Raw genomic sequence first — 15980 nt, 5'->3', positions numbered from 1 at the left:
AACGGCCTGTGCCTGCACCCCCATCCCAGCCGCTGGGCGCGCCCCGGGTCGTCCACGCGCTGGGTCTGGCCACCGCGTACGTGGATCTGGGCCCGTCGGAGGCGCCCCCGGTGGTCTTCATCCACGGGTACGGGGCCAGCCACCTCAGCTGGCGGGAGAATCTGGTTCCCTTGAGCCGGCGCTACCGGGCCATCGCGCTGGATCTGGCCGGTCATGGGGGCACCGCCAAGCCCCTCGCTTCCTACACCGTCACCTACTACGCGCGCCACGTGGCCGCGTTCTTGGAGGCTCTGGACCTTGAGCAGGTCACCCTGGTGGGCGTCTCCTTGGGCGGCGCCATCGCCGGCACCGTCGCCCTCCGCTGGCCCGAACGGCTGGCCCGGCTGGTCTTGGTGGACGCGGCCGGGGTCGGCCGGAAAAAGCAGTCGTGGGCTTCCCGCCGGCGTTTCGTGCCCGCCCTCTTCTGGCAGGTGTTGGGCCGGCCCCGCCGGCCGGTGATCCGGCGGTTCCTAGAGGAGGCCATCTTCGCGTCGCCGGCACGGGTCACCGAGGAGGCCATCGACGAGACCATCAGCGCCCACCGGCAGAGCCGCCTGGCCGCGCTCTTCACCGGCGTCACCCTCATGTTCCCCGACGCCCACCTCTACCCCCGCCTGCCCCAGATCCAGCTGCCCACCCTGATCGTCTGGGGGTCGGAAGACCGGACCTTCCCGGTGAGCGACGGCTACGACGCGGCCCGCCAGATCCCCGGCGCCCGGTTGGAGGTGCTGGAGGGCGTGGGGCATGTGCCCATGCAGGAGGCGCCAGAAGCCTTCAACGCCCTGCTCGAAGCGTTCCTCCAAGAGCCGGTGTGAGCCCTGCGCTTCCCCAGCGTCCTGCCGCCGGCAACGCCCGGCAGCGTGCGAAGGGCGGCGAGGGCCCCTGGGCGCGAGGAAGGGGCCGCCCGCCGCGGCAGCCCTCTTGACACCTCTCGCGAGCGGCTCTTATAATACCGGCAACACACAACAGCCTTACAACTTTTTGTGCCTGCATCCAGAGTGGCGGAGGGACTGGCCCGATGAAGCCCGGCAACCGGCGGCCGCGAGCCGCGCGGTGCCAATTCCTGCAGGACCTGCGTCAGGGGTCCTGAGAGATGCGGGGTGACGGCGGACCCGTGCTCTCTCATCTCCTGAGAGAGCTTTTTTTGTCCCTCGCCGTGTGGGTGCCGGCACGAAGGAGTGTGCGGCCGTGTCGGTGGCGGGTCTGGTCTGTAGCCTCTGCGGTGAGCGGTTCCCTGTCTCGGCCCAGTACGTCTGCACCGAGTGCTTTGGCCCCCTGGAGGTGGCCTACGACTGGGAGGCGGTCCGCCAGCGCCTCACCTCCGAGCCCTTCCCCTGCCATACCTCCAGCCTCTGGCGCTACCGGGCCCTCCTTCCGGTGAACGAGATCCCCCCCAACGACCTGGGCGCCGGCTTCACCCCCCTCCATCCGGCCGAGCGCCTGGCCAAGGAGATAGGGCTGGAGGAGCTCTGGATCAAGAACGACACCGTCAACCCCTCCTACTCCTTCAAGGATCGGGTGGTCGCCCTGGCCGTGGCCACCGCCCAGCAGATGGGCATCCCCGTGGTCGCCTGCGCCTCCACGGGCAACCTGGCCAGCGCCCTGGCCGCCCACGCGGCCCGGGCGGGGCTCCCAGCCTACCTCTTCGTTCCGGCGGACTTGGAGCCGGAGAAGATTCTGGGCGCCGCCGTCTACGGCCCCCACATCATCGGGGTCAAAGGCACCTACGACGACGTCAACCGGCTCTGCATCCAGATCGCGGACCGGTACGGCTGGGGCTTCGTCAACATCAACCTGCGGCCGTTCTACGCGGAAGGCTCCAAGACCCTGGCCTTTGAGACGGTGGAGCAGCTGGGCTGGGACCTGCCCGACCACGTGGTCGTCCCCGCGGCCGGGGGCTCCCTGGCCACCAAGATCGCCAAGGGCTTCCAGGAGCTCCTGGACTTGGGCCTGGTCTTCGGCGAGCGGCCCCGGGTCTCCATCGCCCAGGCGGCCGGCTGCGCGCCCATCGTCCGGGCCTGGGAGGCGGGGTTGGATCACGTGGAGCCAGTCCGGCCTCAGACCATTGCCCGGTCCCTGGCCATCGGCAACCCCGCGGACGGGGTGCTGGCCCTGAAGACCATCCGGGAGACGGGCGGGGCGGCGGCCGCGGTCACCGACGAGGAGATCATCGAAGGGATCCGGCTCTTGGCCCGCACCGAGGGCATCTTCGCGGAAACCGCAGGCGGCGTGACGGTGGCCGCGCTGCGGAAGCTGGTGGCCCAGGGCCACATCAGGCCCGATGAGCGAACGGTCCTTTACATCACCGGCAACGGCTACAAGACGGTGAGCGCTTTGGAAGGTCAGGCGAGCGCGCCCCCGGTGGTGGAGCCGCGCCTGGCCGACTTCGAACGGTGGTACGCCACCCACTCATCCGCCCAGGCGGTCGAACTTCGCCCGGCGGGGTTTCCCGCCGCGAGCCAAGGAGGAGTGCACCCATGCCCCGAGTGATCATCCCCAGCCTCCTGCAGGCCGTCACCGACGGAGCCCGGGAGGTCACCGCTGAAGGCGAAACGGTGGGCCAAGCCCTGGCCTCCCTCACCCAGCGGTACCCTGCGGCGGAGAGCCGCCTGTTCCAAGAGGATGGAGCCCTCCGGCCCCACGTCAACCTCTTTGTCAACGATGAGGACATCCGTTTTCTGGGGGGCCTCGACACCCCCGTCGGCGAGAACGACGAGATCCTCATCATCCCCGCCATGGCCGGCGGCGCGTGACGCCGCCCCCGGGGCCCGGGCAGAGCCGCCCGGGCCCCGTCACGTCCGCTCAGGCAGCCGGACAAAGGGGCGGGGACCAGGCCCCACATACTGGGCCCGCGGGCGGATCAGCCGGTTGTTGGCCAGCTGCTCCAGCACGTGGGCCCCCCAGCCGGCGACCCGGCTCACCGCGAAGACGGGGGTGAAAAGCGGGGTGGGGATCCCCACCGCCCCGTAGAGGATGGCGGTGAAGAAGTCTGGGTTGGGGTGGAGCCCCTTGGCCTCCCGCACCACCCGCTCCACCTCCAGGGCGATGTCCAGCCACCGCCCCACCTCCGGCCGGTGGCGCAAGGCCAGGAGCTCCTGCCGGAGGAACTCGGCCCGGGGATCGGCCTGCCGGTAGACCCTATGGCCCATGCCCATGATCCGCTCCTTCCGGGCCAGGGCTTGCTGGGTCCACGCGGCCGCCTGGGAGGCCTCCCCGATGGTCTCGAACATCCGCCGGGCCAACTCGTTGGCCCCGCCATGCAGGGGCCCTTTGAGGGCGCCCAGGGCCCCCACCACGCCTGAGTGGATGTCTGAAAGGGTGGCGGCGATCACCCGGCCGGTGAAGGTGGAGGCGTTCAGCTCGTGATCCGCGTGGAGGATGAAGGCGATGTCCAGGAGCCGGACGGACTCCGGCTCGGGCTCCCGCCCCTGGAGCATGAAGAGCAGCTGGGTCGCGGTGGGCCGCCCCGTGGGCCCGAGCCCCCGGAGGGGCGGGATGGGGGGGAGCCCTTGGCCCAGCCGGCCGATGGCGGCCACCAGGGTGGGCATCTGGGCCACCAGGCGCAGCACCGTCCGCCGGAGCGCGTCGGGCTCGGTCCGGCCCCGGTCGGGATCGAAGTGGGCCAGAAGGGACACCCCCGTGCGGAGGAGGGCCATAGGGTCCGCCTGGGGGAGGGCGGCCAGCCGGTCCAGGACGGGCTGGGGCACAGGCCGTGCGGCCTCCAGCTGGGCCACGAAGGCCTCCAGCTGGGCCCGGGTGGGCAGCTCCCCCTCCAGCAGGAGGTAGGCGGTCTCTTCGAAGGTGGACTGTTGGGCCAGATCGGTCGCCGAGTAGCCCCGGTAGGTCAACAGGCTCCGGTCACCATCGATGAAGGAGACGGCGCTGGAGGTGGCCATGACGCCCTCCAAGCCGCTCCGGACCGTGCTCATCCAACCACGCTCCCTTCGTGGGACCTGCGCCTGCGCCCAGCCGAGCGCTCTCGCGGGGCCCCGAGCCCGGGTGTCGAGGCCGGCCCCCCACCGCTCACGGTCCAGGCGCCAGGTCCAGGTAGCTGCGGGCGATGATGATCCGCTGGATCTGATTGGTCCCTTCGTAGATCTGGGTGATCTTGGCGTCGCGCATGAAACGTTCCACGGGGAAGTCCCGGATGTAGCCGTAGCCGCCCAGGATCTGGACCGCGTCGATGGTCACCTGCATGGCCACATCGGAGGCGAAGCACTTGGCCATGGCCGAGTACCGGTTGGCGGTGGTCAGCCGGCCCCCACCCCGACCCTCTTCCTCCACCAAGTGGGCGGCCCGGTAGACCAGGCCCCGGGCGGCCTCAATGCCCATGGCCATGTCGGCCAGCATGAACTGGATGGCCTGGAAGCGGGCGATCTCCTGGCCGAAGGCCCGCCGCTCCTGGGCGTACTGGAGGGCGGCCGCGAAGGCCCCCTCCGCGATGCCCAGGGCCTGCGCGGCCACCGCGGGGCGGCTCCGATCCAGGGTCCGCATGGCGATGGAAAAGCCCTCGCCTTCCTCGCCGATGCGGTGGCGTTCGGGAACGAAGCAGTCGTCGAAGAGGATCTCGGCGGTGTTGGAGGCGCGGAGGCCCAGCTTCCGCTCGATCCGCCCAACACGCACGCCTGGCGCGCCCTTCTCCACGATGAAGGCGGACAGGCCTTTGGCCCCAGGGCCTCCGGTGCGGGCGAAGGTGGTGAGCACGTCGGCGATGGCCCCGTGGCTGATGAACTTCTTCTGGCCCGTGAGGCGGTACCCCCCGTCCACCCGGACAGCCCGGGCCTGGAGCCCGGCCACATCCGACCCAGCCTCGGGCTCGGTGAGGGCCATGGCGGCCAGCCACTCGCCCGAGGCCAGCTTGGGCAGGTAGCGGGCTTTCTGCGCCTCGGAGCCGGCCACCAGGATGGGCAAGGCCCCCAACCACTGGACGGCCAGGATGATGGCGGCGGTCGCATCCACCTTGGCCAACTCCTCCACCACCAGCACTTGGGTGACCGCCGAGGCGCCCACACCCCCATAGGTTTCGGGGAAGGCGAGCGCGAAGAGGCCCGCCTCCCGGTACGCCTCCACCACCGGCCAGGGGAACTCTTCCCGTTCATCCCACTCGGCCGCGAAGGGCGCGATCCGCTCCTGGGCCAGCTCCCGCACCATGGCCACAATCTGGCGCTGTTCCTCATCCAGCTTCAGATCGACCTGCACGGCACTCCCCTCCCCACGCCCGCGGCCTCAGGCCCGCCGCCCGCCAGCCTCCTCCGGCGGCCAGCCGGCGGCTAAGGCCTCCTCGTCCAGGGCCTCGGCCACCAGCTCGGCCAGGTCTTTCACCTCCGGGGCCTCCCGGCCCGCTTCTCGGGCCGCGGTCCGCACACCGTCCTCCAGCATCAAGGTGCAGAAGGGGCAGGCGGTGGCCACGGTCGGGGCCCCGGTGGCCAGGGCTTGGCGGGACCGCTCCACATTCACCCGCTGGCCCGGGCGATCGTCCATGAAGTAGCGCCCGCCCCCCGCCCCGCAGCAGAAGCTCCGCGCCCGGCTCCGCTCCATCTCCACCCGCTCGCCCAGCGCGTCCACCAGCTGGCGGGGGGCTTGGTAGACCCCGTTGTACCGGCCGAGGTAACAGGGATCGTGCAAGGTGATGGGGCTCCGGTCCACGGGTCCCTTCAAGGGCAACCGTCCCTGGGCGAGGAGCTCCTCGATCAGCTCGGTGTGGTGGACCACCTGGAAGAGACCGCCCAAGGCGCCGTACTCGTTCTTGAGGGTGTTGTAGCAGTGGGGGCAGGTGGTGATGATCCGGGTTACCTGGGAGCGCTGGAGGGTGTCGATGTTCTGCCGGGCCAGGAGCTCGAAGAGGTACTCGTTCCCCATTCGCCGGGCGGGGTCGCCGGTGCAGAGCTCCTCCTCGCCCAGGACGGCGAAGTCGATCCCCGCCGCGTGGAGGATCCGGGCCAGGGCCCGGGCCGTCCTCTGGGTCCGCTCGTTGAGGGCGACGGCACAGCCCACCCAGTAGAGGTAGTCGACGGGGCCCGTCTCCGCCAGGGTCTTCACGTAGGGCAGGTCCTGGTACCAGTCGGCCCGGCTGGCTTGCGTGCCCCGGAAGGGGTGGGCCCGGTCCTCCAGACCCTGCAGGGCCTGCTGGGGCGTTTCGTCGATGGCCGCCTCCTCCATCACCTGGTAGCGGCGGAGATCGATGATCTTCGCCACGTGCTCGATCTCCACCGGGCAGACCTCCACGCAGGCGTTGCAGGTGGTGCAGGACCAGATCACCTCGGGGTCGATGGAATGACCCACGATCTCTAGGGCCGCATCCTCGGCCAGGGTGGCTGCAGCCACCTGGACCCCCGGCGCCAGAGCCGGCCGGACCGCCGGAGTGACCTCCTCCCGGGCCAGCCCGGCCATCTGCCGTTGGAGGTCGAGGATGAAGGTCTTGGGGTTGAGGGGCTTGCCCACCGCGTGGGCGGGGCAGACCTCCTGGCAGCGGCCGCACTCGGTGCACGCATCCAGATCGAGGAGGTCCTTCCAGGTGAAGTCGGACAGGGCCTTGACCCCCAGCCTTTCAGCACCCTCGATCTCCATGGGCCGCAGTCGGCCCGCCGGCTCCAGCTCCCGGAAGAAGAGGCTCAAGGGCGCCACCAAAAGGTGCATCGCCTTGGAGTAGGGGAGGTACGCGTTGCCGGCAAAGGCGGTCACCAGGTGGGTCCACCAGAAGAAGCGGTGGAGGGCCAGCTGCAGCGGCAGCTCCCGCACCCCCAGGGCCACCAGGAGCTGGCCCGTGGCGTACCCCACGGGAGACCAGATCCCCCAAGGGTCCTGGGTGGCCACGATGCGGAGGCCTTCCACCACGTATCCCTGGATGAGGGCCACGAGGAAGCCCACCAGAAGCACCCCGTCGGAGAAGACGCCGTGGGTCAGGCGAGGCGGCCGGACCACGTAGCGCTGGTAGAGGACGTAGACCACGCCGATGATGGCGGCGAAACCGAAGAGGTCCACCACCAGGGACTGGAAGTAGAGGTAGAAGTTGCCGGAGAGGATGGGGATCCCCAGATCGTGCTGGAGAAAGACGGCCACGGTGGCCAGGGTGAGGACGAGGAACCCCCAGGAGAAGGCCAGGTGGGCCAGGCCGGCGCGCCGTTCCCGCAAGACCTGGGCCTGGGCCAGCCCGTCCCGCAGGAAGAGCTTCAGCCGGAGCCAGGGCCGGTCCCAGCGGATCTGGGGCTTGCCCATGAACCAGCCCTCCACCCGCCGGCCCAGGCCGTAGACGAAGGCGATGGCCGTCGGGTAGAGCAGGACGTAGACCAGCCAGGTGTGCTCGATGTTCCAAAAGACTTCCCGGGTCGGCGTCGCCATAGGATCCATCGGTCGCCCTCCCCTCGGCGCCCGTCCGGACCGGGGCAGGCCCCGACGCCGCCCCCGCGCGGGCGGCCGGCCGTCGGGTCAGGAGCGCAGAGCCCGCACGGCGTCGATCAAGGCTGGCACGATCTCCCGCCAATCCCCCACCACGCCCAGCTCCGCCCGGCGGAAGATGGGGGCCTCCCGGTCCTTGTTGATGGCCACCACGTGCTTGGCGCCGGTAATGCCGGCCAGGTGCTGGCTCGCCCCTGAGATCCCCACCGCGAGGTAGAGCTCCGGCGCCACGCTCTTCCCCGTCTGCCCCACCTGGAGGGCAGGAGGCACCCAGCCCGCATCGACCGCGGCCAGGGAGGCCCCCACCGCGCCGCCCAAGAGCCGGGCCAGCTCGGCCAGCTCCTCTTGGAAGGGCTCGGGGCCGCCCAGGCCCCGGCCGCCGGCCACCACCACTGGCGCCTCCTCCAGGGGCACGCCCCCCGCCTCCTCCCGAACCTCTTCCACCACCCGGAGCCGCTCAGGCCCCGCCGCGGCGGGAAGCTCCTCCACCTGTCCCGTCCGGCCGGGCTCAGGGGAGGCGGCCTCGAAGGCCCGGTCCTTCACCTGGACCACCCCCACCGGCCCCGGCAGGGCGACGGTGGCCACCGCCTTCCCCCCGTAGGCCGGCCGCTCCGCCAGGACCCGGCCCCCCTCCCAGCGCACCCGGACCACCTCGCTGGCCACCCCGGCCCCCAGCCGGAAGGCGAGCCGGGGGGCCAGCTCCCGGCCAGCCTCATCCCCCGGGCAGAGGATGAGGCCCTCCTGGCCACCCGCCTGCTCCCACGCGGCCAGCAGGTCATCCACGAGAAGCTTCCGGTCCGCCGTCGCCTCCCGGCCCGGGACCGCCAGCACCCGGTCGGCCCCCAGGGCGAAGGCTTCACCCCCGGCCTGGACCGCGCCGGGACCCGTCACGGCGGCCACCACCGGACCCGGCGCGCCCCCATCCACCAGGGTACGGGCGAGGCTCAACGCCTCCCGGCCAGGGCGAGGGAGGGTCTCGCCTTCGGCCACCAGCGCCACCAAGACCATGGCCACACCCCCTAGATCACCTTCAGCTCCCGGAGGGCCCGGGCCAGGTTCTGGGCCTTCTCCTGGGCCGTCTCCCCTTCGATGAAGGTGCAGTGCCCCTCGGGGACGGGGACGGCCAGCGCCTCCACCACCACCCGGGGGGCCACCTCGTCAGCCGCCAGCCCCAGGTCGCCCAGGCTCCACTGGGTGATGGGCTTCCGGTTGGCCAGCATGATCTCCCGGACCTTGGGCAGCCGGGCCACATTGGCCTCGTGGTTGGTGATGGTGGCCGCGGCCGGCAGGGTGGCGGCCACCACCCGGTAGCCCCCTTCCGCCTGCTGGAGGAGCTCCAGAGGCGAGTTCTCGCCCCGGGTCTGGAAGACGTTGGTCACCAGGGGCCACCCCAGGGCTTCGGCCACCATGGGCCCCACCAGCCCCTGGTCCCAGTCGCCCGCCTGGCGCCCGAAGAGGACCAGGTCCGGCTCATCCAGCTTGGCGATGGCCGCCGCGAGGCACCGGGCGGTGCCGCTGGCGTCAGTGGCCTCCAGGGCCCCATCCCGGATCCAGACGGCCTCGTCGGCTCCCATGGCCAGGGCCCGGCGGAGGGCCTCGGGGGTCTCCTCCCCTCCCAGGCTGACCACCGTCACCCGGCCGCCCGCCCGCTCCTTGAGCTGGACGGCCACCTCCAACGCGTTGAGGTCGAAGGGGCTGATCACCAGGGAGGCCCGCCCCCGCACGGCCCTTTTGGTCTGGGGATCCACCTGGAACTCCCGGGGCGGGATCTCGGGGTCGAGGATCTGTTTGATGCAGACCACCACATGCATGGCCACGCCTCCTCGTCCGGCCAACTCCACCCGTCGTCCGACCGACTGACTACACCCGGAGACCGTAGGGCTCAAAGAGCCGCCGGGCCACCACCAGGCGCTGAACCTGGCCCGTGCCCTCAAAGATGTCGAAGACCTTGATGTCCCGGAACCACTTCTCCACCCAGCGGTCGTGGCGGAGGCCCACCGCGCCCAGCAACTCCACGGCCGCCGCGCAGACCCGGGTGGCCACCGTCCCCGCGTAGGCCTTGGCCATGGAGGCCTCTTTGCTGTTGGGGATCCGCTGGTCGGCCATGGAGGCGGCCTGCCAGACCAAGAGCCGGGCCGCGTGGAGCTCCCGTTCCATCCAACTCAAGCGCTCTGCGATCACCCCGTACCGGGGGATGGGGCGGCTCAGGGTGAGCTCCTCCCGGAGCCGGTCCCGGGTGTACTCGTAGGCGGCCCGTCCGATGCCCACCGCCATCGCGGCCACCATGGGGCGGGTCCCGTCGAAGGTCTGCATGGCTGTGCGGAATCCTTCCCCCTGGCGGTAGCGCTCCTCGCCGCCCAGGAGGTTCTCCGCCGGCACCCGGCACTCGTCGAAGATCAGCTCGGCCGTCTCCGAGGCCCGGAGGCCCATCTTTTCCATGATCCGGCCCACGGTGAAGCCAGGGGTGCCCCGTTCCACCACGAAGACCCGGTGGCCCGCGCGACCCAGGGCGGGGTCGATGGTGGCGAAGACCACGTTCCAGCTGGCCCGGGCGCCGTTGGTGATGAAGAGCTTGGTCCCGTTCAGGACCCAGTGGTCTCCCTCTTTCCGGCAGGTGGTCCGGATGGCGGCCACGTCGGAGCCCGCCTCGGGCTCGGTGAGGGCATAAGCCCCCCAGCGGGGCTCGGGGTCGCGGAAGATGCCCAGGAACCGCTCCTTCTGCTCCGGGGTCCCCATCAGCTGGACGGGCGGTCCCCCCAGGCCGGCCCCGGGGAGGCTGATGGCCACCGCCGCATCGCCCCAGGCCAGCTCCTCCGCGGCCAGCACCGCCAGCCGGTTCCTCTGGTGCTCCGGGGCCTCCCCGTCCCCGCCCGACGCCCCTCCCCCGGGCAGGGTGTCCAGGGTCACCCCCAGCTCTTTGAGCCGCCGGAGGAGCTCCAGGGGCACGTCGCCCTCCTCGTCGGCCTGGAGCGCCACAGGCCGGATTTCATGCTCCGCCACCCAGTGGAGGAAGTCCCGGACCGCCCGCTGGGTCTCGGTCAGTTCAAAGTCGATCATGCCGCGCCCCCCTCCACCGGCCCAGGCCCGGCGGCACCGCCGGCCACCCACCCAGGCGCCAGGCCCAGCTCGCTGGCCGCCTCCACCTCCAGGGCCGTCTCGGGCCAGACGGCCACCCCTAAGGCCCGGGCGTCCCGCAGCCACTTCTCCACCGGGTGGTCCGCCATGTACCCGTGGCCGCCCAGCACCTGGACCGCCCGATCGGCCACCTCCAGGGCGGCGCCCCGGGCGTGGAGCAGGGCCTGGGCCCCGCCGGCCGGAAGGGCCCCCCGGTCCAGGCGCCAAGCTCCGTACCAGACCAGGTTCCGGGCCGCCTCCACCGCCATGGCCATCTCGGCCACCATGAAGGAGATCCCCTGAAATTGGGCGATGGGCTGGCCGAAGGCCTGCCGCTGGGCGGCGTACTGGGTGGCGTACTCAAGGGCAGCCCGGGCTGTCCCCACCAGCTGGGCGGCCACCCGGAGCCGGGCTCGCTCCCGGGCCCGGACCCACGCCGGGTCCCGGACGGTCCCTTCCCAGACCACCGCCCCCGGGCCGACGGCAATCCCATCCAGCGCCACCTCAGCCCACCCCGCAGCCGCGAGGCCCAAGGGCCGGCGCAAGGGGCGGCGCTCCACGCCAGGGGCCGTCCCTTCCAGGCGGAGAAGGACGACCCGCTCCCCCCGGGCGGCGGGGATCAGAAACCAGGCCGCCTCCTGAGCCCCCGGCGCGGCCCCGATCGAGCCCGACAGGCGTTCCCCTTGGGGGGCCGCCTGGAGCTGGGTGGTCCAGGTGATCCCCGAGCCCGCCAGGGGATCGTCGGGGACCTGGGGCCAAAGGAGCACCCCTGGCCCCTCCCAAGGGCCCCCGGCGGGCGCCTCGCCCAGCAGGTCAGCCACGAAGGCAAGGGCCGCTTCCCGCAGGCCCAAGGCGACGGCCAGCCCCGGGTCGCCCCAGGCTAGCTCCTCCTCCACCAGGCAGGCGGCCACCTGGGAGAAGCCGGCCCCGCCCCACCCTTCGGGAAGAGCCACCCCGCCCAAGCCCAGCTCCCGGGACTCCTGGGCCAGGGCCTCGGGCGGGCGGCCCGCCTGTTCGGCCGCCCGGGCGTGGGGCCGGAGGCGGCTCTGGGCGAACTCCCGGGCCAGCTGGCGGAGCTCCCGCTCCTCCGGGCTGGGCTGGAAGGAGATCATGCCGCCCCCACCCCCGCCGCGCCTTCAGGGAGGCGCTCGATGATGGTGGCCACCGCCTGGCCGAAGCCGATGCAAAGGGTGATCAGCGCGTACCGCCCTTCCCGGCGCTCCAGCTCGTTGAGGGCCGTGGCGAGGAGCCGAGTCCCCGAAGCCCCCAGGGGATGGCCCAGGGCGATGGCCCCGCCGTTGGGGTTGACCCGGGTCATGTCGGGCTGGAGCTCCCGCTCCCAGGCCAGGACCACCGAGGCGAAGGCCTCGTTCACCTCGATGACGTCCATCTGATCCAGGGTGAGGCCCGCCTTCTGGAGGACCTGGCGGGTGGCGGGGATGATGCCGGTGAGCATCAGGATGGGGTCCACCCCCACCACCGCGCTGGCCACGAACCGGGCCCGGGGCCGGAGGCCCAAGCGCCTCGCCTTCTCGGGGGAGGCGACCAGAACCAAGGAGGCGCCGTCGGAAATCTGGCTGGCGTTGCCGGCGGTCACCACCCCGTCGGGTTTGAACGCAGGCTGGAGGGTGGCCATCTTCTCCAGGCTCGTCTCCCGCCGGGGGCCCTCGTCGGCCTCCAGGACCTGGGCGGGCTCCTCGTCGGTGGCGGGCACGGGCAGCGGGATCAACTCCCCGGCGAAGCGGCCCTCGTCGGTGGCCCGGATGGCCCGCTGGTGGCTCTCGTAGGCGTAGGCGTCCAGCTCCTCCCGGCTCAGCTTCCACTCTTGGGCGATCAGCTCCGCCGAGATCCCCTGGGGGACCAGAGCGAACCGCTCCTGGAGGGGCGGGCTCATCGGCCCGCCATCCGAGCCCATCTCCACCCGGCTCATGCTCTCCACTCCGCCGGCGATGAGGAGCTCGTGGTCCCCGGCCCGGATGGCCTGGGTGGCCCGGTTGAAGGCTTCCAGGCTGGAGGCGCACATGCGGTTGATGGTGACGCCCGGAACCTCCACGGGCCAGCCCGCGGCCAGAACGCTCATCCGCGCGATGTTCAGCCCCTGCTCCCCCACGTTGGTGACGCAACCCAGGAGCAGATCCTCCACCTGAAGGGGATCCAGGTGGTTCCGGTCCGCCAGGGCGTGGAGGAGGTGGGCCACCAGCTCCTGGGGGTGGAGCCGGCTCACCCGCCCCCGCCGCCGGCCGATGGGGGTCCGCACCGCGTCGATGATCCACGCCTCGCCCACGGGAGAGCCCTCCCTTCCTAGCGCCCCTGGAACCGGGCTTTCCGGCCCTCGAAGAAGGCCTGGATCCCTTCCCGGGCATCCTCAGTGGTGAGCACCTGGAGGAAGTCCTCGCCTTCGGCCGCCAGGCCCTCATGCAAGGGCAGGTGGCGGCTCCGGTGGATGTTCCGCTTGGCCAAGGCGAGGGCGGCGGTCGCCTGCCGGGCCAGCCGCTGGGCCAAGTCCAGGGCCCGGTCGGCAAACTCCGCCTCGGGGTAGACTTCGTGGACCAGCCCGATGGCTTGGGCCTCCGGCGCTTTGAGGCGCCAGCCCCGCAGGATGAGCTCCTTGGCCCGGGCCTCGCCGATGAGCCGGGGGAGCCGCTGGGTCCCGCCCCCGCCGGGGAAGAGGCCGAGCCGCACTTCGGGCAGGCCGATTTCCGCCTGACCGTCGTCCACCATCACCCGGAAGTCGCAGGCCAGGACCAGCTCACACCCCCCGCCCAGCGCGTGCCCGTTGATGGCGGCCACCGTCGGGCAGGGGAGGTTCTCGATGCGGTTGAAGAGGTCGTGGAAGCGGGCCAGGGTCGCCCGGGCCTGCTGGTGGAGGTCGCCCGCCCCGGCCAGCAAAGCCCGGAACTCCGTCAGGTCGGCGCCGGCCACGAAGATGCCGGGCACCTGGCTGGTGAAGAGGGCCGCCCGGAGGGTGTCGCTCCTCTCCAGCCGCTGGAGCACCGCTTCCAGCTCTTCGAAGAAGGCTTGGGAGAGCGCGTTGACGGGCGGGTGGTTGAAGCGGATGACGGCCAGGCCCGCCTCCTGCTCCATCTCGATGAGGGCCACCGGATCCACCCCTTTCTCCCTTCTCGTGCCTTTGGCAACCTTTAGAACGTAAAGAGTTCGATCCCGCCCGAAACGTGGAGGACGATGCCGGTGATGTAGCGGGCCAGGTCGGAGACGAGGAAGGCGATGGCGTTGGCCACGTCCTCCGGCTCGCCCAGGCGCCGGAAAGCGGTCCGGCGGATCATCCGCTCCTGGTGGCCCGTCCCCATCTTAAAGGCCTCGGTGCCGATGATGCCGGGGGCCACCGCGTTGACCCGGATCCCATGGCGGGCGCCTTCCAGGGCCAGGCTCTTGGTGAGGCCGATGATGCCCGCCTTGGTGGTGGAGTAGCTGGCCTGGCCGAAGCCGCCCAGGGTGCCGGCCACACTGGACATGTTGACGATCCGCCCGTCCTGCTGCTCCTTCATGATGGGCCAGGCCGCCTTGCAGCAGTTGTAGGCGCCCGTCAGGTTCACCTGGAGATCCCGCTGCCAGAGCTCATCCTTCTGATCCTCCAGCTGGCCCAGGTGGTCCAGGGTGCCGGCATTGTTGACCAGGATGTGGAGGCCTCCGAACTCCTCCTTCACCCGGGCGAAGACCTCCCGGACCTGCTGGGGGTCGGTCACGTCCATGCGGTAGGCGGCGGAGCGCCGGCCCATGGCCCGGATCTCCTCGGCGGTCCGCTCGGTGTAGACGTGCCCGGTGGCCAGCATGGCCTGGGCCAGGGGACCGTACCGTTCCGCCCGCCGGGCCGATTCCAGGTCCGACTCGAGGAGGATATCGGTCACCACCACGTCGGCCCCGGCGCGGGCGAGGGTGAGGGCATCGGCCCGGCCGATGCCCCGGGAGGCGCCCGTCACCAGCGCCACCTTGCCCTCCAGGTTGATCACCGTCGCTCCCTCCTCAGCCCGGCTCGCCTAACGGAGCAGGGCTTGCAGTTTGAGGGCCATGCCGATGTCCCCTTGGATCTTGAGCTGGCCGCTCATGAAGGCGGCCGTCGGGTTGAGCTGGCCGGCAACCAGGCGCTCGAAGGCGTCCGCCGCCATGGCGAGGGTGAGCTGGGGCTCATCCAAGGCGCCGGGTCCGATGTCCGCCTGGCCACCCTTCAGGACCAAATGGTAGGTGCCGCCGCCCTCGCCCGAGAGCTCCAGCTGGCAGGCCAGCTCCAGCTCCTGCCACCGTTCGGGGTGGGTCTCCAGCTTCTGCCGAAGCTCGTGCATGATCTGGTTGAGATCGGCCACGGGAAGAAAACCTCCTTTAGGGCCCTGGGGGCCAGGGCTCCTCGCTGTGGGGTGGATGGTTCGGGCTGGGCGGCCGCCGTCCCTCCGCCGGGACGGTCCCAACCACGGGCGCCCGGCCCGCCGGGGCAGGCCCGGCCGGGGGGTGGACCAGCCCGTGGAAGAAGATCTCCGTGAACTGCTGGGCGATCTCCTGGGGGCGGAGCCGTCCCTGGGGATCATACCAGCGGTGCATCCAGTTGCAGGCACCCAAGATGGCCAGGGAGGCGAGGGTGCTGTCGGTGGGCCGGAAGGCCCCCTCCTGAGCCGCCTCCTCGATGAGCTGCTGCAGGAGGTGGCGGTACCGTTGGGACGCCTCTTCGATCCGCCGGCGCGGTCCCGGCTCCAGGGCCCGGGTCTCGCCGATGAAGATGGCAAAGCCCTCGGTCTCCTGGGCGACGGCCTCGATGTGCGCGGTGATGGCCCGGGCCAGGCGCTGGGCTGCCGGTTCGGGCCGGGCGGCGATGGCCTCCAGCCGCCGGATGTAGACTTGGATGGTCTCGTGGATGATGTCGAAGAGGAGCTCCTCTTTGCTGGTGATGTAGTGGTAGAGGCTGCCTTTGCGCAAGCCCACCGCGTCGGCGATGTCCTGAACCGAGGTGGCGTGGTACCCCTTGGTCCGGAAAAGGTGGATCGCGGCCTCGATCACCTGCTCTTTGCGGGTCTCGTGCATGGGGACCGCCCCTGAACCTACCAAACGGTCGGTCGAACTGTGTTTAAGTCTACTGGATTCCGAGTTGCCTGTCAATACTGGTGAAAAAAGATAGCGTGCCGACTGGGCAGGTCAGAGGGCGGGCGGAACGGGCAGCGGGATCACCCACAGGAGGAAGGTCCAGGCCGCGGAGGCCAGCACCCACAGGCTGGCCAGCTCCAAGCGGAGGCGGGTCAGGGAGAACCGGCCCCCCGTGAAGGCTTGGCGCTGCAAGCGCCGGTGGAAGACCTGGAGGAGGTGGCGGCCGATGAGCCACGACCCGTACAGGGAGACGGCCAGCCAGGCCAGACGGCAGATCCAAGACACCGGCGTCACCCCCTGCAGCTACTTCCATTCTAGGGGCTAGGCTGCAGGGGGCCCATCGG

General features: G+C 71.3%; 16 protein-coding genes and 1 riboswitch. Of the genes, 3 read left to right on the top strand and 13 right to left on the bottom strand.

Translation table 11 applies throughout. The annotated features are described in order from the left end of the window. The first annotated feature begins 8 nt into the window (after positions 1-8). The 3 genes from FWJ67_RS02600 to FWJ67_RS02590 all read left to right on the top strand — a co-directional run bounded on the left by FWJ67_RS02600 (position 9) and on the right by FWJ67_RS02590 (position 2792). Positions 9-854 (top strand): alpha/beta fold hydrolase, encoded by an 846-nt coding sequence (locus FWJ67_RS02600; protein ID WP_414481934.1) that lies wholly within the window; start codon positions 9-11, stop codon positions 852-854. Between the two features lie 171 nt (positions 855-1025). Beyond that, positions 1026-1139: riboswitch (SAM riboswitch) on the top strand. 88 nt (positions 1140-1227) lie between these two features. Then, the gene (locus FWJ67_RS02595; protein WP_414481935.1) at positions 1228-2529 is read left to right on the top strand and encodes a threonine synthase; all 1302 of its coding nucleotides are present in this window, start codon (positions 1228-1230) and stop codon (positions 2527-2529) included. Next, positions 2517-2792 carry a ubiquitin-like small modifier protein 1 gene (locus tag FWJ67_RS02590; RefSeq protein WP_304172379.1) on the top strand — a complete coding sequence of 92 codons (276 nt, stop codon included), beginning with the start codon at positions 2517-2519 and terminating at the stop codon, positions 2790-2792. The genes FWJ67_RS02595 and FWJ67_RS02590 overlap by 13 nt, the downstream gene beginning before the upstream one ends. A gap of 39 nt (positions 2793-2831) precedes the next feature. Here FWJ67_RS02590 and FWJ67_RS02585 read toward each other — a convergent pair whose 3' ends face one another. From FWJ67_RS02585 to FWJ67_RS02525, 13 genes are all read right to left on the bottom strand, one after another. Beyond that, a complete protein-coding gene (locus FWJ67_RS02585) occupies positions 2832-3968 on the bottom strand; it encodes a citrate/2-methylcitrate synthase (protein WP_414481936.1) in 1137 nt (378 codons plus the stop codon). A gap of 94 nt (positions 3969-4062) precedes the next feature. Then, positions 4063-5238 (bottom strand): acyl-CoA dehydrogenase family protein, encoded by a 1176-nt coding sequence (locus tag FWJ67_RS02580; RefSeq protein ID WP_414481937.1) that lies wholly within the window; start codon positions 5236-5238, stop codon positions 4063-4065. Positions 5239-5265: 27 nt separating this feature from the next. Next, positions 5266-7386: a heterodisulfide reductase-related iron-sulfur binding cluster gene (locus FWJ67_RS02575; RefSeq protein WP_414482555.1), complete on the bottom strand. Its 2121-nt coding sequence runs from the start codon at positions 7384-7386 to the stop codon at positions 5266-5268. A gap of 78 nt (positions 7387-7464) precedes the next feature. Next, positions 7465-8442, bottom strand: a complete 978-nt coding sequence (locus FWJ67_RS02570) for an electron transfer flavoprotein subunit alpha/FixB family protein (RefSeq protein ID WP_304172370.1) — start codon at positions 8440-8442, stop codon at positions 7465-7467. Positions 8443-8453: 11 nt separating this feature from the next. Next, positions 8454-9245 carry an electron transfer flavoprotein subunit beta/FixA family protein gene (locus FWJ67_RS02565; protein WP_304172367.1) on the bottom strand — a complete coding sequence of 264 codons (792 nt, stop codon included), beginning with the start codon at positions 9243-9245 and terminating at the stop codon, positions 8454-8456. 49 nt (positions 9246-9294) lie between these two features. Next, on the bottom strand, positions 9295-10491 hold the full coding sequence (locus FWJ67_RS02560) for an acyl-CoA dehydrogenase family protein (RefSeq protein WP_304172365.1): 1197 nt from the start codon (positions 10489-10491) through the stop codon (positions 9295-9297). After that, positions 10488-11660 (bottom strand): acyl-CoA dehydrogenase family protein, encoded by a 1173-nt coding sequence (locus FWJ67_RS02555; protein WP_304172363.1) that lies wholly within the window; start codon positions 11658-11660, stop codon positions 10488-10490. Before FWJ67_RS02555 ends, FWJ67_RS02560 begins: the two co-directional genes overlap by 4 nt. Next, positions 11657-12832 (bottom strand): thiolase family protein, encoded by a 1176-nt coding sequence (locus FWJ67_RS02550; RefSeq protein WP_304172361.1) that lies wholly within the window; start codon positions 12830-12832, stop codon positions 11657-11659. The genes FWJ67_RS02555 and FWJ67_RS02550 overlap by 4 nt, the downstream gene beginning before the upstream one ends. A 17-nt stretch (positions 12833-12849) precedes the next feature. After that, the gene (locus FWJ67_RS02545; protein ID WP_304172360.1) at positions 12850-13656 is read right to left on the bottom strand and encodes an enoyl-CoA hydratase/isomerase family protein; all 807 of its coding nucleotides are present in this window, start codon (positions 13654-13656) and stop codon (positions 12850-12852) included. 32 nt (positions 13657-13688) lie between these two features. Further along, positions 13689-14513, bottom strand: coding sequence for an SDR family NAD(P)-dependent oxidoreductase (locus tag FWJ67_RS02540; RefSeq protein ID WP_369686548.1), 825 nt, complete (start codon positions 14511-14513; stop codon positions 13689-13691). Between the two features lie 30 nt (positions 14514-14543). Then, positions 14544-14867: an SCP2 sterol-binding domain-containing protein gene (locus FWJ67_RS02535; protein WP_304172357.1), complete on the bottom strand. Its 324-nt coding sequence runs from the start codon at positions 14865-14867 to the stop codon at positions 14544-14546. A gap of 16 nt (positions 14868-14883) precedes the next feature. Next, complete coding sequence (locus FWJ67_RS02530; RefSeq protein WP_414481939.1) at positions 14884-15576, bottom strand: TetR/AcrR family transcriptional regulator; 693 nt, start codon at positions 15574-15576, stop codon at positions 14884-14886. A 111-nt stretch (positions 15577-15687) separates the two neighbouring features. Next, positions 15688-15921 carry a hypothetical protein gene (locus tag FWJ67_RS02525; protein ID WP_304172658.1) on the bottom strand — a complete coding sequence of 78 codons (234 nt, stop codon included), beginning with the start codon at positions 15919-15921 and terminating at the stop codon, positions 15688-15690. Positions 15922-15980 lie beyond the last annotated feature (59 nt).

This window comes from Limnochorda sp. (assembly GCF_047459355.1).
Classification (GTDB): Bacteria; Bacillota; Limnochordia; order Limnochordales; family Limnochordaceae; genus Limnochorda.
This window is presented reverse-complemented; position numbering and strand designations above follow the sequence as displayed.